The following is a 19329-nucleotide window of genomic DNA, read 5'->3' as shown; positions in this document are numbered from 1 at the left end:
TACTTTCTATAGTAAAAATACGTTTTTCTATAGGATAAGCCCCTTAGGGCGTTTAACAAAAAATTAATTCCTTGTACATTAATTGGCATGGTTTTTTCTTTACCTTAGGGACTTAAGTAGCTTTTTTAGCTATAAGTAACCTAAAAAAAGAGATTTTGAAAAGGAAGGTAAAAGATAATTTTATGAAAAGAAATTTAGCTTACGTACTGTTATTGATGCTCGTTGCGGTAGCCTCATGTAGTTTCACGAATAAAACTTTTGAAAACGACGATAAGGATAAGTTGTTGTTGGATCTGATATCCTACGTATTGGAAAAGGGGCATTATGAGCCAAAAGATTTAAATGATGATTTCTCGGTAAATGTTTTCGAAGATTTTATTGATGTGATCGATCCTACAAAGCGATATTTCATAGCTTCTGATATTGAAGAATTTGAAAAGTATAAATATCAGATAGACGATGAAATTAAGAATACGGATATTTCTTTCTTCAATATGGTATATGATAGATTGATGTTGCGTATGAACGATGCAAAGGAAATTTATAAAGAGGTACTTCAAGAGCCGTTCGATTATGATATGGATGAAAGCATCAGCATAAAGTATGAGGATGAGCCATTTGCTGCGAATCGCAAGGAATTAAAGGAACGTTGGAGAAAACAATTAAAATATGCCACTTTGGGTACGTACGACTCCAAAATCACTCATATGGAAAAGGATGAGGTGGTAAGCAAAAAACATGAAAATGGCCAAACGGTTACAGAGATTAGCAATGTAAAATTAGATGATCATGACCATAGCGCCCATACTCCAGAGGAAGCGGAACGCGAAGCCAGAAAATCTACTGAAACTACATTGGACGAGTTTTTTGATTTTGTAGATGATCTTGAACGTAAAGATTGGTTTGTTCAATATATCAACACCATTGTAGATGAGTTTGATCCGCATACATTCTATTTTGCTCCAGAGGAAAAGGAAAAATTTGACACCAGTATGTCAGGTAAGTTTGAAGGAATTGGTGCAAGACTTCAGAAAAAAGCAGAGGGGGCCAAAATTGTTGAGATTATTTCCGGTGGCCCTGTATGGAGAGACCAACGTTTGGAAGTAGGTGATGAAATTATAAAGGTTGGTCAAAATGGAGAAGAACCAATTGATATTGTAGGAATGCGATTGGATGATGCCATTAAGTTGATAAAAGGTGCCCAAGGAACCGTTGTTGATTTAACGGTTAGAAAAGTAGATGGTTCGTTAGAAACGGTTTCCCTTACAAGAGATGTGGTAGAGTTGGAAGAATCATATGCCAAATCTGCGAATATTATAAAAGGTGACGAAAAATTCGGTATCATTAATCTTCCTAAGTTTTATGTAGATTTCAATGATTATAGTGAAAGAAATGCAGCGACAGATGTGGCTAAGGAAGTTGAGCGTTTAAAGGAAGAAGGCATGGAAGGTCTTATTCTGGATTTGCGTGATAATGGTGGTGGATCTTTAAAGACTGTTGTTGAAATGGCGGGTCTATTCATTAAGGACGGACCAATTGTTCAGGTGCGTTCTAAGGATAAAGGAAAGGATGTGTATGATGATAAGGATGAGAGAATTCAGTGGGACGGACCATTGGTGATTTTGGTTAATGAGCTATCTGCATCAGCATCTGAAATTTTAGCGGCCGCCATGCAAGATTACAAACGTGCTATTGTAATTGGTAGCAAGCAAACGTTTGGAAAAGGTACCGTACAGAATGTTATACCTTTAAATAACATGCTAAGAAGTAATGAGCATGGAGATTTGGGGGCCATCAAAATTACTACCCAGAAATTTTATAGAATTAATGGAGGTTCCACACAGTTGGAAGGAGTTAAAAGTGATATTGTAGTGCCAGACAGGTATAGCTACATTGATTTAGGAGAAAGAGATCAATCCAATCCGTTAGGTTGGGATAAGATTACTGCTGCCGATTATAAGGTCTGGGATGGTTACATTGATTATGATAAGGCCATTGCAAAAAGTAAAAAACGTATGGAGGCCAGTGAGCAAATTAGACTTATAGAGGAGAATGCCAAATGGCTTAAGGCAGAGCAGGAAGAAACAGAGATTTCCTTGAATTACGATACGTACAAGGAGGAAAAATTGAAAGATAAAGAGCAATCTAATTATTTCAAGAAATTGACGGACTATGATTCCAAGCTTACTTTTAAGTCTTTGGGTTATGAAGAGCAATTATTTACAAAAGATTCCGTTTTACGAGAAAAGAGAGACAGATGGCACAAGAACTTGGCTAAGGATGTCTATGTTGAAGAAGCGGTAAATGTATTGGAAGATTTAAAAATCAACAATATTAAAAATGGTAAACTGGCCAGTGTAAAGAATTAAATAGTTTTTAAATAAAAAAGCCGCTGTATGTTGTACAGCGACTTTTTTTATTACGTGACTTTATAGGGGGTGTAAAACGATTTTCGCTGATTCTTCTCATCTTCGTAATTACGAACTTTTTTGCCTAGAATATAGGTTAAGAAAAGGAGAATCGTGCAAATAACGGCGGCAGCTCCGTTACCGTCCTTAATAGCTAAATGTGCTATGGCACCCAGGACAAGGTTCATGAAAAAACCGGCATAGACCCATTCCAATATCCAATAGGTCTTATTGATGATAATCAATAATAACCCTATAAATTGAAAAACTCCCAGAAGATGTATGAGGTAAATAGGGTAACCAAGTTTAATAAAAGTGGCAGCTACTTCATCATAATTAATAATAGAATTGACGATGGATCCAAGAATTGCAAGGGTAAACAGGCCTAAGGTAATTAGATAAATAGACTTTTGGGTATTCATAATAAGTAGGTTTATATGTTATGAACCCTATAATACAATTCGCCCATAAATTTTATGGAATTTATAGGCGAATCAAGAATAGCTATAGACCAGCTGAATTTATTTTAAGACGAACTATAATCGCTGTTAATTTATAAGCTTATCGGCGTGAAGTTTGCGTAATTTGGCCAATTTAGGATTAATGACCACTTGGCAGTACCCTTGGTCGGTATTGTTCTTATAGTAATCTTGATGATAGTCTTCAGCATCATAGAATATGCCTAACGGACTTAATTCCGTTACAATGGGCTTTTCATAGATAGTTTCCATTTCACCAAGTATTATTTTAGCCTTTTTCTGTTGCTCGTCATTATGATAATAAATAACGGAGCGGTATTGTGTTCCGGTATCGGCACCTTGTCTGTTCAAAGTTGTAGGGTCATGGGTAGTCATAAAAATGATAAGGATATCCTCATAGGAAATGATGCTTGGGTCAAATGTTATCTGCACCACTTCGGCATGGCCGGTAAGACCAGAGCAGATTTCCCTATACGTAGGTCTTCCGGGGGCAGAACCACCGGTATATCCTGAAATTACTTTATGAACCCCTTTAACTTCTTGAAATACGGCTTCAGTGCACCAAAAGCATCCACCACCCACTGTAGCAGTTTCCATTTTAATATTACTCATTGATCGCTTCCTTTTGTAATTGCATGGATTCTGAATTTATACAATAACGTAAACCGCTTGGTTCTGGGCCATCAGGAAAAATATGTCCTAAATGGGCATCGCATGTATTGCAAAGTACTTCTACCCGTACCATACCAAAAGAACTATCTTTATGGTACTTAATAGCGTTCTCTTTTATAGGTTGTGTAAAACTGGGCCAACCTGTACCTGATTCGAACTTTATGGTAGAATCGAACAAGGGTGATCCACAACAAATACATTCATATTTACCTGCTTCATGTGCGCTGCAAAGAGCTCCGGAATGTGGTGCCTCCGTACCTTTGTTTCTAGTAATCCTAAATTGTTCTGGCGTTAGTAGTTCCTTCCATTCAGAAGCTGTTTTTTCCACCCTTTTGTCGGGCTCAGGGTTGCCGTTTACGGTAAAATGAATAATATCTTTCCAAGTTAACATCATAATTTTCTTTTTCGGTTTTATAGCTATTTTAATTGGTCGATGATTTGGTGCCTTTCTTACAAAATTACGGTAATTTTGGCCCATGGCATATTATAAAAGAAGCAGAACTATTTATAGTGTACTTATCTTAATCTGTGTGGTGGGGTTTTGGCTATTTGAGAATTTCTATACACCTGCACCCTATTCCAATAAGGAAAACAGGAGTCTGGACAACAACTTTCCAAAGGAGCTTTTGCCTAGTTCCACAACAGATGAAATAGTAGAACATTCTTATTATACCTTATCATATAATGAACCTTTTGAGCAAGCGGAGTGGGTAGCCTATGTACTAGATAAAAGTCATTTAACCTATGATGACCGAAAGCGACCTTATTTTGTGGAAGATCCATTTGTTTCTTCAAAATCTGCAGACTGGAGAAATTATAAGGGGTCAGGTTATGATCGTGGACATTTAGTGCCAGCGGGTGATCGTAGGTTTACCAAACAAGCGTATGACGAAACGTTTTATACCAGTAATATAAGTCCACAAGATAGGGAGTTCAATGCCGGTATTTGGAACGATCTAGAGAAGCAAGTAAGGCGTTGGGCAAAACAATACGGTACATTGTATGTCTTTACGGGAGGTGTTTTAGAGAATGGACTGGAAGAAATTGGCGATGAAGATGTTGATGTTCCCAATGCGTTCTATAAAATAGTGGCGCGTAAAAAGAATAATAGCATACAAACAATTTCATTTTTGATTCCCAATAAACCTCAATTTGTTTCATTAAGAAATTTTGTGGTCAATATCGATGCGATTGAGGAGGAGACCGGCATAGATTTTTTTGCCAAATTGCCTAATACGGACCAGAAGGATTTTGAGGCTACTACAAATACGGTAGGTTGGAAGTTTTAAAAACTTTCTTTAAGTCTATTGGTGTCCAACCTTAAAAATATAAATAAAAGAATTGTAAAGAATAAGAGTCCAGAACCACCATAACTAAAAAACGGTAAGGGAATACCAATGGTGGGTAAAACACCAATGACCATACCTATATTAATGAAATAATGGATCAGCAAGATAGATATAACCCCATAACCGTACATTCTGGCAAAAGCATTTTTTTGTCGTTCTGCCAAGGATATCAATCGTAGAAAAAGTGTTGTAAATAGCAATATAACGGTGGCAGTACCTACAAAGCCCCATTCTTCACCAACGGTACTAAAAATATAATCAGTGTGTTGCTCAGGTACAAAATCGCCCTTAGTTCTGGTGCCTTCCAAAAATCCTTTGCCAAAAAATCCGCCAGATTCAATAGCTTTTTCAGATTGATGGGTGTTATAGCCAATGGTCTTTCGTATTTGATCCAATTTATCCGGGTCTTTTTCTAGTCTAAGCCATAAACTAAAACGGTCTCTATGGCGCTGTTCAAATACATTGTTGAACACAAAATTTACCGATAAAGAAAAAACGATTGTTGCAATAGTGACCAGACTTAGGGGAATCACGGGAATTTTAAAACTCTTTCTTTTAAATCCATAAAGTAATATGATAAAAAGAGCTAGGCCAATGATCAACCAAACGGTCCCGAATTTTAAGGTGATTACAAATACCAAAATAAGACTTACTATAATGGCCAAATAAAACAGTGGTAGTCCTTCTCTGAAAATAACAAAAATGAGGGCGAAAAATACCAAGGCGCTACCGGGGTCAGGTTGTGGTATAATGAGTAGAGCTGGTATTAATATGACCAAGAGGGCGTAAAGCTGATCTTTTCGTCTTTTAATATCCGTTTGTATATCGCTTAAATATTTGGCCAGAGCCAATGCGGTGGCCACCTTTGCCAGTTCTGACGGTTGTAGGTTAAAGAACCCTAGGTCATACCATGATGTGGCACCGGCTATTGTCTTACCAAATAAAAATAAGCCTATGAGTGATATGATCGAAATTAAATATAATAGGCTGGAGAACCTTTCGTAAAAATTAACTTCTAGTGCCAGAATAATGACAATGGTAACTAGGCTTACGCCAATAAAAAAAAGTTGCTTGCCATACAGCGTTCCAAAATCAAAAATAGAGGCATGCTCTTCAGAAAAAGTACTGGAATAAATATTGACCCACCCAATAAGAACAAGCGCCAAATAAATGAACACGCTTAACCAGTCAATACGTTTTAGGATACTTCTACCAGACACGCTCATTGATTTTAAACTCCTCACCACTGTAGGGTTTGGCGTATTCGGCTTCCAATGTTTTTTCCAACATTCGCTTTTCTAGGTCGGTTCTGGTAATTTCTCCCTTAAGATATTTTTCAATCATAAGAGAAGCGATGTGACCCGCGTATCTGGAGCCAAAATATCCGTTTTCAATATATACCGCAATGGCAATTTTAGGATCGTCCACGGGTGCAAATGCAACAAAGACAGAATGGTCTGTAAGTTGGGTGCGTACACCATCAATTTTTGTAAAGTTTTCTGCCGTTCCTGTTTTACCTGCTATTTCTATACCTGGTACTTGAAGCCATTTTGCAGTACCCTTCTTATATACATCTGTCATGCCCTGGATCACGGGTTCAAAATGTTTAGGGTCTATGGTGGTGCGTTTTGCTTCGGTAAATTTTGGTATGGTAATATCTTTCCCTTCAATTTTCTTTAAAATATGCGGGGTAAAATAAAACCCTCTATTTGCAATTGCCGCAGTCATATTTGCCAATTGAACGGGTGTTGCCAATATTTCTCCTTGTCCTATGGAATTTGAAATGATATATGAGGCACTCCATCTATTATCGCCATACCATTTATCATAGTATTCCTTACTAGGAATTCTACCTTTTTGTCCAAAAGGTAAGTCGTAACCTAAATAATCACCAAGGCCAAAGCTCCGCATGTGTTTTTCCCATACATCCATTCCTTCATCCGTAGTTTCAAATTTCTCATAGATTTTTTTGAAAGCTCCAGCAAAAAAAGCGTTGCATGAAACATAAATACCACTATGTACATCCCTAAGGCCTCCACCACAATGACATCCTTTTTTCTTTCGGCCTACGTAAAAGCCGTTATAGCACTGAATCTTGGTATTTTCGTCAATTACGCCTTCTTGTAAAGCAATTAATGCGTTCAATGTTTTAAACGGTGAACCAGGAGGTTGCTGGGCATGAATGGAGCGATCCCATGTAGGGTTGGCTATAGTGTCGTTGTATAATTTCGTATAATTTTTTGAACGCTCCCTACCTACCAATAAGGCTGGGTCGTAGGTAGGTCCTGAAATCATAGAGAGAATTTCTCCTGTTGCCGGTTCAATGGCTACGATTCCTCCTCTTTTTCCGTTCATTAAAGTTTCACCATATTCCTGTAAGGTTTTGTCTATGGTAATACTTATTTGCTTGCCTTGTTCCGGTAGGGTGTCCAGAGCACCATTTTTATAAGGGCCAATATCTCTATTAAAACGGTCTTTCTGAATATACTGTACCCCTTTTCGGCCACGTAATAAATCTTCGTAATAGCGTTCTACTCCTGTACGGCCTTTAAGTTCTCCCTGTACGTAATATTTGTTTACGGCCAAGTCCCCTTCGTTAACTTCACTAATATATCCTAAGACATTGGCCGCACTTGGGGTATCATAATAACGCAAAGACCTTTTTTGGATATAGAATCCGGTATATTTACGCATTTTCTCTTGAAGCTTGGCATAATCCTGTTTGGACAATTGTGGTACCAGTACCGAAGGCAGTCTAGGGGAATATACCCTGGCCTTTCTTAATTTTTCAATAAATTTTTCCTTGTCAATACCTAATAGACCACAAAATTCCAAGGTGTCCAATGGTTTTACTTCCCTTGGTATAACCATTACATCATAAGCAGGATCATTACCGACTAATAAATTACCGTTTCTGTCATAGATATAACCTCTTTCGGGATAGTCGTATATGGCCTTGATCGCAGGGTCATCCAAAACATGATCGGTAGAAAAACTGAAAATTTGCAAATAGGATAGCCTGCCCAAAAACGCAATGGCTATAAGGATGATCAAAGAAGATAAAAGAATTTTTCTCATTCTTTTCTGCTACTAAATAATGTGCTGAACAAAATACTTAATATCAACGTGGCAATACCTACCGTAACCGTTTTCTGTAAAATTAATAAGCTATTTGAAAAGCTAAAAATTTCTAAAGTGAAGTATACCAAGTGATGTATTATAGTTAATAACGCTAAAAACGTAAATTGTTGTGCTTTGGTGCTGTTGTTTAACTTAAAACTTTGAAATTCATAATTGACCCCAAAAACAAATCGCATTATGGTTGGTCGTAAATAAGCTATGGTTACCGTTGCCGCTGCATTTATGGCCAAGGTGTCCGAAAAAACATCAACCAGTAATCCTAATATAAAACAAGTGATTATAAATGTGGTTCTGTTTTGTTTAATAGGGTACCAATAAAGGAATAGAATATAAATTAACGGGTTTATGTATCCAAAAAAGTTAAGGTTGTTGAATATTAGGACTTGAACTAAAATCAATAGCACAAATCTAATTACAATAAGAAAGAAACCGCTATTGATCATTGTTCTGTGTTTCTGCTTCTAGTTCCAATACTTCTTTACGGTTGCGGTTTTTAATAATGTAGATATTGCCAATATTGGTCATGTCATTAAACAATTCCACATCAATAAAATAAAAACTTTTAGAATTATCAAGATCAAAATTTTTGATAGTTCCAATAGGGATGTTCTCTGGAAATATACTGCTCATTGCCCCGGTGACAATGGTGTCACCAATGGTTAAAGGAACAAGTCTGGGTATATCTATTAACTGCACCACGTTATAATCTTGTGTGTTTTTCCAAACCAAGGAGCCAAAATGATTGGAATTTTTAATTTTTGCGTTTATGGTAGATTTTTCGCTCAATATGCTCTGTACTGTGGCAAAATTATTTGAGGTATTCTCCACGATACCTAAAATACCTTTATCCGTAATAACCCCCATATCTTGTGTTATACTATCTTTTGAACCTTTGTTTATGGTAATGTAATTACGCTGATCAGCATAACTATTGTTAATGACCCTACCTTTAATTACTTCATAATCAGTAGTTGTGGAATCTAGTTTAGAGGTGGTCAATAAAGTTGAATTGAATAGCTTGTTACGAAGCCTTCTGTTCTCTTCTACCAATCTATCGTTTTCTTCCCGGAGTCCAAAATAGGAGGTTATATTATCCGAAAGGGAATAAATATTTCCGGTAAGATAATTAGATGAATTTAAAAATTTTGATTGATGGTATGAATGGGATTGAAACGTAAAGATCAAGGATATTACTAATAGGAAAAAGTAAAGTAAAAAGGTTTTGTACCTAATTATAAAATTTATGATCTGCTGCATTCACCCTTATATTTTTACTGATTTAGCTTGCCATACAGGCAAACCAGAACTATAATCTTCAATTATTGTTAAATGATCTTAGAGTGTTCTTAAAGTTTAGATTTGGCAAAAAGATTATTCCATTGAAAATAACTACTTGTTACTTGATTAAAATACTCTTATAACGTTCTAGATTTTTTAGTGCAATACCGGTTCCACGTACTACGGCACGTAACGGATCTTCTGCAATATAAACGGGCAAATCTGTTTTTTGGGACAATCTTCTATCAAGTCCTCTAAGCATAGAACCACCACCTGCAAGGTAAATACCGGTATTGTAAATATCCGCTGCTAATTCTGGTGGCGTCTGGGATAAGGTTTCCATAACCGCATCTTCTACACGTAATATAGATTTATCCAAGGCTTTAGCTATTTCTCTATAAGAAATCTGAACCTGTTTTGGTTTTCCCGTTAATAGATCACGACCCTGTACAGATTTTTCATCTGGGGGAGATTGTAAATCCTCTGTTGCCGAACCAATTTCTATCTTAATTGCTTCAGCCGTACTTTCACCAACATAAAGGTTGTGCTGTGTACGCATGTAATAGATAATATCATTGGTGAAAACATCACCTGCAATCTTTACTGATTTGTCACAAACAATACCCCCAAGTGCAATTACGGCAATTTCTGTGGTACCACCACCTATATCAACGATCATGTTACCTTTTGGTTGCATAATATCCAAACCAATACCGATTGCCGCCGCCATTGGTTCGTGGATCAAATACACCTCTTTACCGTTAACACGTTCTGCAGATTCTTTTACTGCGCGCATTTCTACTTCTGTAATACCAGAAGGAATACAGATAACCAAACGCAATGCTGGTGGAAACCATTTCTTCTTTAATGCCGGAATATTCTTAATGAACATCATCAACATCTTTTCAGAAGCGTCAAAATCTGCAATTACACCATCTTTCAATGGTCTAATGGTCTTTATGTTTTCATGGGTCTTTCCTTGCATCATGTTGGCTTCTTTACCAACTGCAATTATTTTTCCGCTAATTCTATCTCTGGCAACGATAGATGGGCTATCGACAACAACTTTGTCATTATGGATGATAAGGGTGTTCGCCGTACCTAAATCTATAGCTATTTCCTCGGTCAAGAAATCAAAAAATCCCATATATGATGTTTAAATTTTAGATAAAAGGGTGTATTTCATCGACAAAAGTAATGAAATTAATGCTTGAAATGACGTGTACCCGTCATCACCATTGAAATTTTGTGTTCGTTGCAATAATCTATACTTAATTGGTCCTTGATGGATCCGCCAGGTTGTATTACACTGGTGATCCCGGCTTTATCCGCAATTTCAACACAGTCGGGGAAAGGGAAGAAGGCATCACTTGCCATAACCGCACCTTTAAGGTCAAAATTAAAGGATTGAGCCTTGTGTATGGCCTGGTTTAAAGCATCAACCCTACTGGTCTGTCCGGTACCGCTTGCACAAAGTTGTTTGTTTTTGGCTAAAACAATGGTGTTGGATTTTGTGTGCTTGCAAAGTTTAGAAGCAAAAATTAAATCTTCTAACTCTTGATCTGTTGGCTTGGTATCTGTTGCATTGGTCAAATCTGCAACGGTATCCGTTTTATGGTCTTTTTCTTGAAGCAACATACCATTTAAACAAGTTCTTACTTGCATTTCTGGCATCTCAACTTCATTTTGTATAAGGATGATTCTGTTTTTCTTGCCTTTTAAAATTTCCACTGCTTCTGCATTGTAGCTTGGTGCTATAACGACCTCACAGAACAATTTGTGGATTTCCTCTGCAGTAGCCTTGTCTATTTCTTTGTTACTGATAAGAACACCACCAAATGCAGAAACAGGATCACCGGCCAAAGCGTCAACATAAGCTTGGTGTAATGTGTCTCTTTGTGCCAATCCACAAGCATTGTTGTGCTTTAGAATTGCAAAAGTGGGAGCGTCGTTCTTAAACTCTAGCATTAGGTTTACCGCTGCATCAACATCTAATAGATTGTTGTATGACAATTCCTTACCGTGCAATTTAGAGAACATGGCATCAAAATCGCCAAAGAAGAATCCTTTTTGATGCGGGTTTTCTCCATAGCGTAATACCTTACCAGAAGTTTCGCTGATCTTTAATGAGGCTAAATCCTGATTCTGGTTGAAGTAGTTGAATATAGCAGTATCGTAGTGAGAAGAAACATTAAATGCTTTTGCGGCAAAACGCTTTCTATCCTCTAAGCTGATGTTTCCGTTATCTGCGGATATAACTTCAAGGAAATCTGCATAATCTTCCATTGAGGAAACACAGGTTACATCTTTAAAGTTTTTAGCTGCTGCACGTATAAGCGAAATACCACCTATGTCGATTTTTTCAATGATATCTTGTTCTGGTGCACCGCTAGCTACTGTTTTTTCAAATGGGTATAGATCAACAATAACGATGTCTATCTGTGGAATTTCAAACTCTGCCAATTGGGCAACATCACTTTCGTTGTCCTGTCTGTTTAAAATACCGCCAAATACTTTTGGGTGTAAAGTTTTTACTCTTCCCCCTAAAATAGAAGGGTAGCTTGTTACGTCCTCTACGGGAACAACGTCAATTCCTAAATCAGTTATAAATTTTTCGGTTCCTCCGGTGGAGTAAATAGTGATTCCTAATTCTTGAAATTTCTTTACTATTGGCTCTAATCCGTCTTTATGAAAAACTGAAATTAAGGCTGAAGACGCTTTTTTTACACTGCTCATTGTATGATGCTTAAATGTTTTTAATAAGCAAGCAAAAGTAATTTTTTTGCAGTTATAAAATGGGCTAGTTTATCAACAAAAAGGCTAAAGTTTTAAAGAATTTTGGCTACTTCAAAATTTACGAATTCCAAAAATGCCTCATCTGCCTTGGTAAAAGGGTCGGAAGTATTAGAATCAATATCTATTTGACCAATGTTTTCGCCATTTAAAAATAGTGGTACAACTATTTCTGATTTCACGGTAATGCTACAGGCAATGTAGTTGTCCTGTGCCTGTACATCTGGTACCACAAAATTTTCATTGCTCTCTGCAACCTGTCCGCAAATACCTTTCCCAAAAGGAATTATGGTGTGATCTGTTGGGGCACCTGCATACTGCCCAAGTTTTAGTTCCCTTTTCTCTCCGTTTTTAAAATAAAAGCCTACCCAGTCATAATGTGGAACTTCTGCTTTTAAAAGTTCGCAAATAGCTAACATCTTGGCATCAGGAGTTTGGTTAGAATCTATAATGGAACTTACTTGAGGGCGAAGTGCGTTGAACATAACTTTTTTTTTGCAAAAATACATATTGTACTAATGTAACGGTGTGTGCTAAAACAAAAAAAGAGAATGTTTTTAAACATTCTCTTTTTATATGATTAAAAATTACGACTTATGTTTATGGTTGAATCTTAACATCAAATTCAATGAAATCGTTATTATTAAAACCAGCTTCAATGGCTGTAATCTTGATCAAGCCTTTTTTGCCATAATTATCTACAAATTCAACAACATCACCAACGCTTAAATTGGTGATAGTTTGGCTATCTGAGCTTGCTATAAAATCTAACTCCCCAGATAAGGTAACTGCATCAAACGCGGCGGCATCTATTGTAGTGGAAGAGGCAAAGAACATTTGGTTTAAGGTCTCTGTCTCTGAATTTTCTTCGTCTTCACCTGGCTGTAGGCCTTCAACGGGAAAACCAAAAGAAGCGTCATATTGTTCCGTAGAGGCAAAAGAAGCATTGTCACCGGCAGAGTCACCGGAAGCTCCGTAATAGTAGCCAAAATCCCAGAATGCCCTAAATTCAGGTCCTACATTAATTCTGTAAACAGTTTCGTTCAATAGGGAAAAGAAGGATTCTGTTGTGCCATCTTGAGCAGGAGCAAACAATTGTATGTCTGTAAATTCCCTTACCTCTGCAGTTGGGTTGGTACCGGTACCTACGGTTACCGTAATTTGACCGGCACCTAATGCTAATCTTTTAGTAATATCCCTAAAATCTCCTTTGCCGGTCGTGGTCCAAAAGGTATAGACGATCTCCCCATTATCAATGTCTGGTACGGGAAGGGCAAAAGTAAAATCTATTGCTTTTTTTGTGGCACCATCTAAATCTATAGAACCATCTGGTTTTAACGCTTTGTCCAAATCATCGCTTACAAGGTCAAAGGCACTAAAAGGCATTTCACCTTGTCCTGATATGTTTTGGGTTATATACATTCTACGTTGCGTAGTTGCATCGGATGTAAAGATTACTCTCCCCGGCACCGTTGTGCCTACCTCGCCATTTGCAGATGCTGAAATTTGGTTGCTAGATGGGTTAGACTCGTTGAAGACTAAGGTCGCCACTTCTGGTTCTTCATCTTCGCCACCTTCTTCTCCTCCTGTATTGTCCGGAATTGGCGTGTCAAACACCGAGCCGTCATCAGAACTACAGCTTCCAATAAAAAGGGCAATAGTGCAAATTAAAAAAGTATACTTCAATTGTTTTCTCATAATTTAAAGATTAAATGATTAGTGTTTAAAATTGTTAATGTTCGTTATTGGTTAAATATGTTACTCTTTAAACTAAAAAGTAGTCTTTATCGTATACTCGTAATGGTCTTTTTAATGAGGCATTGGTTTAAAGGGGGTACATTTTCTATAATCTTTCGTTAAAGAAATGATGTCTAGGGGTTTAAATATTGAATATTTTGTAATTTTGCGATGATGAAAAATATCCTTCATAAATCTTTTTCCGTTTCAATGGCATTGCTGTTGTTGCTGTCCACAATTTCATGGACGGTAGAAAAGCATTTATGTATGGGTCGTGTTTTGGATATTGCCTTGTTTCATTCCGCAGAAGATTGTGGTATGGATGCAGGTTTGGCTTTGTTGGATGATGCATCTCAGTATGATAATCATTGTTGTGATGATGAGTCCTTTACTATGCAAGGGCAAGATGATCTAAACCATGATATCTCTAACTTAGATTTTTCACAACAAGTCTTCTTATATACATTTACTACTTCCTATCTAAACGTATTTCAAGAGTCAACGGATAAGGTCGTAATTTTTGATTCCTATCCACCGCCAATACTGGCTAAGGATTTGAATATACTTCACCAGGTTTTTTTGATTTGATTTAAAAATTGTTTTAGGTCGCTTAATTGCGAAGGCACATTTTTTAATCAAATCTAATATTTCATGAAAAAAATTAGTTGGCTTTTGGCCACTGTCCTCTTAGGAATACAATTTTGCGAGGCGCAAGGACCTCCAATTACCGCAGATAAACCAATTATGTTGGGCGGTGGTAGTTTTACCGCAAAAACCTTGACAGAAATACGGCATACGCAAAGAGGGGATTTTACCTATGTCCCGGTCATGTTGCATTACCTGCCTACCTCAAATTCCTTGGTTGCATTGCATTTGCCATATCTTAATTATGATGTTGACAATGGGCCTAGCGGTAGTAGTTTGGCAGATATTAAAGTTATGGGCAAGTACCAGTTTTTTAGAAAAGATGGTACCGGGAAGACCTTTAGAATGGTAGCCAAAACACTGCAGACACTGCCTACGGGTAAAGAATTGGATGTAATGGACTTAAGCACGGGTAAATATGCCGGTTACTACGGTATCGTTGCGGGTTATGAATCATTGAAATATGGTATTAGCAATGAATTAGGTTACAATTGGGTGCCCGATGGAAGCCTAGATGCGTTGACCCATAAAATAGGTTTTGGACTTCCCTTATTGAAACCTCAATATCCCAATAAACAAATTAACCTGTATTTTGAATATACCAATTTATGGTTGGTTGAGAGGGATTGGTATCAGCTCTTGTACGCCCAAGGGGTGCAGTATGCAAGAAAGAACATAACCTTTGACCTTGCCGTACAGGTACCATTGGTGAATGACTTGGATGAAGGTCGTAAATTAAAATATAGCCTGTTTTTAGGCTCAAGATATTCTTTTTAAAAATTAAAATATACAATAATGAAAAAATCAATAATAGTTTCAGTGTTAATAATGTTCGCGGTAGTGTTTGGAGCTACTGCACAAGAAGGTAAGGATAAGTTTATGGTGCAGGTAGACGGACTAGGTTGTCCGTTTTGTGCATACGGACTTGAAAAGAAATTCAAGGAATTTAAAGGAATCAAGAATGTTAAGATAGATATAGAAACGGGCGACTTTAGTTTTTCTTATCCAGCGGAAAAAGCATTGACCTTAAGTGATGTAGAAAAACAAGTTGAAAAAGCGGGGTACACGCCAATAACGGCCAAAGTGGAGCGTGCCAATGGTACGGTGGAAGAATCATCGGCAGCGGCAATGATGCAAAAAACGGAAGGCACGGTAACTAAAAATGTTATGGTAGCAGGAAATTGTGCCATGTGCGAGGCTAGAATAACCAAAGCCGCAGCATCTGTAAACGGTGTTACGGACGTTTCTTGGGATAAGAACACAAAAATCATGAAGGTTTCTTTTGATGCGGGGGTAACATCCTTGGAAAATGTTGAAAAGGAAGTAGCGGTTGCAGGTCATGACACTAAGAACCACAAAGCACATACAGATGATTATGGAAATTTACCGGCCTGTTGTAAGTACGAACGTTTAAGCTATAAAAAATGAGACAAAGTATTTGTATACTGATCGTTCTAGTCCTTGCATCGGCTTGTAAGGACAAAGAAATTGTTCCTAAAGAATGGGTGTTATCCAAGACCATTCAGTTGGATGGTGTAAACCCTATTGGCTTAACTCAAGTAAATGGGGATATCTGGCTTTCAGATGGCGATCATAACCGTTTGGTTAAAATTGACAACGAAGGTCAAATCACGGAAACCATTGATTCACTGGACAGGCCCATGCATATTGATGCAATTGAAGAAACCCTGTTTATTCCACAGTACGGAAAAGATGTGGTGGAGACCGTTGATAAAAAAGGGAGGTTTGTAATGCAACTTATCGATTCTTTGGATGCCCCTGCGGGAGTTTCCGTTTTTAATAAGGAACGGGCCATTGCAGATTTTTACAATAACCGCATTCTCTATTTTGATGGTGCAAGTTGGATTTCATTTGGTAAAGAAGGGAAGGCACAAGGAGAGTTTTACTACCCAACGGATGTTCAAATAACAAGCGATAAAATCTGGGTGGCCGACGCTTATAATAATCGCGTTCAGGTTTTTGATAAAAAAGGTGGTTTTATCCAAATGATGGGTCAGGATGAAAAAATGAATGCGGCAACAGGAATTTTCGTTGCTGAGCAAGAAGTATTCGTCACTGATTTTGAAAACGACAGAGTCTTGGTTTTTGACAAAGATGGTAAACTATTGCAGGTCTTAAAAAATGAGATAGAAAAACCAACGGATATGATGTTAAAGGACAAGATGCTGTACGTTGTCAACTACAGAAACGGAAAACTCAATGTTTTTGAAAAGCAGCCTATTAAAAAGTAAGAGGAGTTGTTGGTGCTGAACTTTTTTAGGTACCGTTAATTTAATGAGGAACAACATATGAAACATACATATACCATTACAGGCATGACTTGTAACGGGTGTAGAAGCCATGTAGAGCAAACCCTGGCTGCCGTAAAAGGAATAAAAAGTGCTGCGGTAAACCTAGATAGTGAAGAAGCTGTATTGGAAATGGAAGAACATATTCCATTAGAGGTATTGCAAGAGGCCATGAAAAAAAATGGCGGACACTATGCTATTCACGAGCTGGGTGCGCAAAGTGCTGAAAAAATTGAAAAACCTGTAAAGCAACAAAACGGTAACGGTACATTTTACTGCCCAATGCACTGCGAGGGCGATAAAACGTATACCAAACCTGGAGATTGCCCAGTTTGCGGAATGGATCTGGTGGAAGAGGTGAGTACTTTGACAAATAAAGGTCAAAAATACACCTGTCCTATGCACCCAGAAGTAATTCACAGCGAACCTGGTGATTGTCCTATTTGTGGTATGGACCTGGTTCCCAAGCAAGCAGATATTTCAGCTGAAGAAAAGAGTTATAGGAAACTGCTGGACAAATTTAAAATAGCGCTAGGTTTTACACTGCCCATTTTTCTAATTGCAATGTCAGAAATGATTCCGGGTAATCCCTTACAAAAGGTATTGTCTCTAAAACATTGGAATTGGGTGCAGTTTGCATTATCTATTCCTGTAGTTTTTTATGCAACATGGATGTTCTTTGAGCGCGCTTATCGTTCTGTAAAAACATGGAATTTAAACATGTTTACATTGATCGGGATCGGTGCTGGCGTGGCATGGTTGTTTAGTGTTTTTGCCATTTTGGTGCCCGATTTTTTTCCATCGCAATTTAAAACGGACCATGGTACGGTTCACGTTTATTTTGAGGCGGCAACGGTAATTCTCACCTTGGTACTTTTTGGTCAATTGTTAGAGGCTCGAGCGCACCGAAAAACCAATTCCGCAGTAAAAGAGCTTTTAAAGTTAGCGCCAAACACAGCAGTACGTATTACAGATGGTAATGAGGAAAAAATTGCCATAGATGATATTAATAAAGGTGACTTGCTCAGGGTAAAACCAGGTGAGAAAATACCGGTAGACGGCATTGTAAAAGAAGGGGAAAGCACGGTAGATGAATCTATGATAACTGGAGAGCCCGTTCCGGTGCAAAAAGTGGTTGGAGACCAAGTGCATTCTGGAACAATAAACGGAAAACGGTCATTTGTTATGACTGCCGAGAAAGTGGGGTCAGAAACCTTATTGTCACAAATCATAGAAATGGTGAACAAGGCTAGTCGTAGTCAGGCTCCCATTCAAAAACTCGCAGATAAGATTTCAAGTTATTTTGTTCCGGCAGTGGTGTTTGTTTCCATTGTAACCTTTGTTATTTGGGTTATTTACGGGCCGGATCCGGCGTATGTCTATGCCTTGGTAAATGCCATTGCAGTATTGATTATTGCCTGCCCGTGCGCTTTAGGTTTGGCTACACCAATGTCCGTAATGGTAGGTGTGGGCAAAGGTGCGCAGTCCGGAGTCTTAATAAAGAATGCAGAAGCTCTTGAGCGTATGGACAAGGTTGATACGCTCGTAATAGATAAAACCGGAACCATCACGGAAGGAAAACCATCCATAGAAAAAATAGGAAGCATAGCCGTTGTAGATTCGGAAAAGGTATTGCAATATATAGTTTCCTTAAATCAACTAAGTGAGCACCCTTTGGCAGATGCAACGGTGAAATACGGGAAGGATAACAATGTATCTATTTTAAAGGTTGATGACTTTGATACTATTACTGGCATGGGGGTAATGGGTACTATAGGCGGAAAGTCCATTGCATTGGGTAATGACAAAATGATGACCAATGCAAAGGTGACCATTCCAGAAAATTTACAAGTTGTGGTTACGGCTCATCAAAAGCAAGGAAAAACGGTGTCTTATCTGGCTATAGATAACGAGGCCGTAGGTTTTGTGTCCATTGGTGATAGAATTAAGGAAACCAGTGAAAAAGCAATTAAGGCGCTTCAAGAAGCAGGTATTGCCGTTATTATGTTGACCGGTGATCATTTTGATACTGCAAAAGCTGTGGCGGACCAATTAAATTTGGCAGATTTTAAAGCGGGAATGTTACCGCAAGATAAGCTTGCGGAGGTAGAGCGTTTACAGGCTAAAGGTAAAATAGTAGCTGTTGCGGGCGATGGTATAAATGACGCCCCTGCATTGGCAAAAAGCGATGTAGGTATCGCTATGGGAACAGGAACGGATGTCGCAATTGAAAGTGCTTCCGTTACATTGGTGAAAGGGGATTTACATGGTATTGTAAAGGCGTATAAACTTAGTAATGCAGTAATGAAGAACATAAAACAGAATTTGTTTTTTGCATTAATATATAATACCGTGGGTATTCCAATTGCTGCCGGAGTATTATATCCAATATTTGGATTACTGCTTTCCCCAATGATAGCTGCCTTGGCTATGAGTTTTAGTTCAGTTTCTGTTATAGCGAATGCCCTACGCTTAAGGGCTGCAAAAATTGATTGATAAAATAGGCTGCATAAATAGA

General features: G+C 37.9%; 18 protein-coding genes. 7 read left to right on the top strand and 11 right to left on the bottom strand.

Annotated elements, in window-relative coordinates; translation table 11 throughout:
• Positions 1 to 182 precede the first annotated feature (182 nt).
• Positions 183 to 2369 (top strand): carboxy terminal-processing peptidase, encoded by a 2187-nt coding sequence (locus ABVM52_RS05135; RefSeq protein WP_405384338.1) that lies wholly within the window; start codon positions 183 to 185, stop codon positions 2367 to 2369.
• A 50-nt stretch (positions 2370 to 2419) separates the two neighbouring features.
• Here ABVM52_RS05135 and ABVM52_RS05130 read toward each other — a convergent pair whose 3' ends face one another.
• The 3 genes from ABVM52_RS05130 to msrB form a co-directional block, all read right to left on the bottom strand.
• Positions 2420 to 2830, bottom strand: a complete 411-nt coding sequence (locus ABVM52_RS05130; RefSeq protein ID WP_405384337.1) for a DoxX family protein — start codon at positions 2828 to 2830, stop codon at positions 2420 to 2422.
• 126 nt (positions 2831 to 2956) lie between these two features.
• On the bottom strand, positions 2957 to 3499 hold the full coding sequence (gene msrA / locus ABVM52_RS05125) for a peptide-methionine (S)-S-oxide reductase MsrA (RefSeq protein WP_405384336.1): 543 nt from the start codon (positions 3497 to 3499) through the stop codon (positions 2957 to 2959).
• Complete coding sequence (msrB, locus tag ABVM52_RS05120; RefSeq protein WP_405385101.1) at positions 3492 to 3950, bottom strand: peptide-methionine (R)-S-oxide reductase MsrB; 459 nt, start codon at positions 3948 to 3950, stop codon at positions 3492 to 3494. The genes msrA and msrB overlap by 8 nt, the downstream gene beginning before the upstream one ends.
• An 85-nt stretch (positions 3951 to 4035) precedes the next feature.
• Between msrB and ABVM52_RS05115 the strand changes: the two genes are divergently transcribed.
• Positions 4036 to 4848 (top strand): DNA/RNA non-specific endonuclease, encoded by an 813-nt coding sequence (locus ABVM52_RS05115; protein ID WP_405384335.1) that lies wholly within the window; start codon positions 4036 to 4038, stop codon positions 4846 to 4848.
• Here the strand turns inward: ABVM52_RS05115 and rodA are convergent.
• The 8 genes from rodA to ABVM52_RS05075 form a co-directional block, all read right to left on the bottom strand.
• Entirely contained in the window at positions 4845 to 6134 is a 1290-nt protein-coding gene (gene rodA, locus ABVM52_RS05110; RefSeq protein WP_405385100.1) for a rod shape-determining protein RodA, read from the bottom strand. The two genes, ABVM52_RS05115 and rodA, sit on opposite strands and share 4 nt — an antisense overlap.
• Positions 6118 to 7986, bottom strand: a complete 1869-nt coding sequence (gene mrdA, locus ABVM52_RS05105; protein WP_405384334.1) for a penicillin-binding protein 2 — start codon at positions 7984 to 7986, stop codon at positions 6118 to 6120. Before mrdA ends, rodA begins: the two co-directional genes overlap by 17 nt.
• The gene (gene mreD / locus ABVM52_RS05100) at positions 7983 to 8492 is read right to left on the bottom strand and encodes a rod shape-determining protein MreD (RefSeq protein WP_405384333.1); all 510 of its coding nucleotides are present in this window, start codon (positions 8490 to 8492) and stop codon (positions 7983 to 7985) included. Before mreD ends, mrdA begins: the two co-directional genes overlap by 4 nt.
• Positions 8482 to 9306 (bottom strand): rod shape-determining protein MreC, encoded by an 825-nt coding sequence (gene mreC, locus ABVM52_RS05095; RefSeq protein WP_405384332.1) that lies wholly within the window; start codon positions 9304 to 9306, stop codon positions 8482 to 8484. The genes mreD and mreC overlap by 11 nt, the downstream gene beginning before the upstream one ends.
• Positions 9307 to 9445: 139 nt before the next feature.
• Positions 9446 to 10474: a rod shape-determining protein gene (locus ABVM52_RS05090; RefSeq protein ID WP_027066022.1), complete on the bottom strand. Its 1029-nt coding sequence runs from the start codon at positions 10472 to 10474 to the stop codon at positions 9446 to 9448.
• Positions 10475 to 10530: 56 nt separating this feature from the next.
• Positions 10531 to 12063, bottom strand: a complete 1533-nt coding sequence (gene purH, locus ABVM52_RS05085; RefSeq protein ID WP_405384331.1) for a bifunctional phosphoribosylaminoimidazolecarboxamide formyltransferase/IMP cyclohydrolase — start codon at positions 12061 to 12063, stop codon at positions 10531 to 10533.
• A 92-nt stretch (positions 12064 to 12155) separates the two neighbouring features.
• Positions 12156 to 12605, bottom strand: a complete 450-nt coding sequence (locus ABVM52_RS05080) for a GAF domain-containing protein (RefSeq protein ID WP_405384330.1) — start codon at positions 12603 to 12605, stop codon at positions 12156 to 12158.
• 115 nt (positions 12606 to 12720) lie between these two features.
• The gene (locus ABVM52_RS05075) at positions 12721 to 13818 is read right to left on the bottom strand and encodes a hypothetical protein (RefSeq protein ID WP_405384329.1); all 1098 of its coding nucleotides are present in this window, start codon (positions 13816 to 13818) and stop codon (positions 12721 to 12723) included.
• 210 nt (positions 13819 to 14028) lie between these two features.
• Between ABVM52_RS05075 and ABVM52_RS05070 the strand changes: the two genes are divergently transcribed.
• The 5 genes from ABVM52_RS05070 (at position 14029) to ABVM52_RS05050 (ending at position 19307) form a co-directional block, all read left to right on the top strand.
• Positions 14029 to 14445, top strand: a complete 417-nt coding sequence (locus ABVM52_RS05070) for an HYC_CC_PP family protein (protein ID WP_405384328.1) — start codon at positions 14029 to 14031, stop codon at positions 14443 to 14445.
• 63 nt (positions 14446 to 14508) lie between these two features.
• A complete protein-coding gene (locus ABVM52_RS05065) occupies positions 14509 to 15279 on the top strand; it encodes a hypothetical protein (protein WP_405384327.1) in 771 nt (256 codons plus the stop codon).
• Positions 15280 to 15297: 18 nt separating this feature from the next.
• The gene (locus tag ABVM52_RS05060) at positions 15298 to 15930 is read left to right on the top strand and encodes a heavy-metal-associated domain-containing protein (RefSeq protein WP_405384326.1); all 633 of its coding nucleotides are present in this window, start codon (positions 15298 to 15300) and stop codon (positions 15928 to 15930) included.
• Positions 15927 to 16754 (top strand): NHL repeat-containing protein, encoded by an 828-nt coding sequence (locus ABVM52_RS05055; RefSeq protein ID WP_405384325.1) that lies wholly within the window; start codon positions 15927 to 15929, stop codon positions 16752 to 16754. The genes ABVM52_RS05060 and ABVM52_RS05055 overlap by 4 nt, the downstream gene beginning before the upstream one ends.
• Positions 16755 to 16811: 57 nt before the next feature.
• Positions 16812 to 19307 (top strand): heavy metal translocating P-type ATPase, encoded by a 2496-nt coding sequence (locus tag ABVM52_RS05050; protein ID WP_405384324.1) that lies wholly within the window; start codon positions 16812 to 16814, stop codon positions 19305 to 19307.
• The last annotated feature ends 22 nt before the right edge of the window (positions 19308 to 19329 follow it).

The sequence above is a fragment of the Maribacter sp. LLG6340-A2 genome, assembly GCF_045057105.1.
Classification (GTDB): Bacteria; Bacteroidota; Bacteroidia; order Flavobacteriales; family Flavobacteriaceae; genus Maribacter.
Note: the sequence above shows the minus strand (reverse complement) of the source record. Positions and strands in the feature narration are given on the sequence as shown.

Coding starts and splice junctions, on each gene's coding strand:
- rodA (WP_405385100.1), bottom strand. CDS start 6,134: ATGAGCGTGTCTGGTAGAAGTATCCTAAAACGTATTGACTGGTTAAGC.
- ABVM52_RS05075 (WP_405384329.1), bottom strand. CDS start 13,818: ATGAGAAAACAATTGAAGTATACTTTTTTAATTTGCACTATTGCCCTT.
- msrA (WP_405384336.1), bottom strand. CDS start 3,499: ATGAGTAATATTAAAATGGAAACTGCTACAGTGGGTGGTGGATGCTTT.
- mreD (WP_405384333.1), bottom strand. CDS start 8,492: ATGATCAATAGCGGTTTCTTTCTTATTGTAATTAGATTTGTGCTATTG.
- ABVM52_RS05050 (WP_405384324.1), top strand. CDS start 16,812: ATGAAACATACATATACCATTACAGGCATGACTTGTAACGGGTGTAGA.
- ABVM52_RS05065 (WP_405384327.1), top strand. CDS start 14,509: ATGAAAAAAATTAGTTGGCTTTTGGCCACTGTCCTCTTAGGAATACAA.
- ABVM52_RS05070 (WP_405384328.1), top strand. CDS start 14,029: ATGATGAAAAATATCCTTCATAAATCTTTTTCCGTTTCAATGGCATTG.
- mrdA (WP_405384334.1), bottom strand. CDS start 7,986: ATGAGAAAAATTCTTTTATCTTCTTTGATCATCCTTATAGCCATTGCG.
- mreC (WP_405384332.1), bottom strand. CDS start 9,306: ATGCAGCAGATCATAAATTTTATAATTAGGTACAAAACCTTTTTACTT.
- ABVM52_RS05135 (WP_405384338.1), top strand. CDS start 183: ATGAAAAGAAATTTAGCTTACGTACTGTTATTGATGCTCGTTGCGGTA.
- purH (WP_405384331.1), bottom strand. CDS start 12,063: ATGAGCAGTGTAAAAAAAGCGTCTTCAGCCTTAATTTCAGTTTTTCAT.
- ABVM52_RS05090 (WP_027066022.1), bottom strand. CDS start 10,474: ATGGGATTTTTTGATTTCTTGACCGAGGAAATAGCTATAGATTTAGGT.
- ABVM52_RS05055 (WP_405384325.1), top strand. CDS start 15,927: ATGAGACAAAGTATTTGTATACTGATCGTTCTAGTCCTTGCATCGGCT.
- ABVM52_RS05080 (WP_405384330.1), bottom strand. CDS start 12,605: ATGTTCAACGCACTTCGCCCTCAAGTAAGTTCCATTATAGATTCTAAC.
- ABVM52_RS05115 (WP_405384335.1), top strand. CDS start 4,036: ATGGCATATTATAAAAGAAGCAGAACTATTTATAGTGTACTTATCTTA.
- ABVM52_RS05060 (WP_405384326.1), top strand. CDS start 15,298: ATGAAAAAATCAATAATAGTTTCAGTGTTAATAATGTTCGCGGTAGTG.
- ABVM52_RS05130 (WP_405384337.1), bottom strand. CDS start 2,830: ATGAATACCCAAAAGTCTATTTATCTAATTACCTTAGGCCTGTTTACC.
- msrB (WP_405385101.1), bottom strand. CDS start 3,950: ATGTTAACTTGGAAAGATATTATTCATTTTACCGTAAACGGCAACCCT.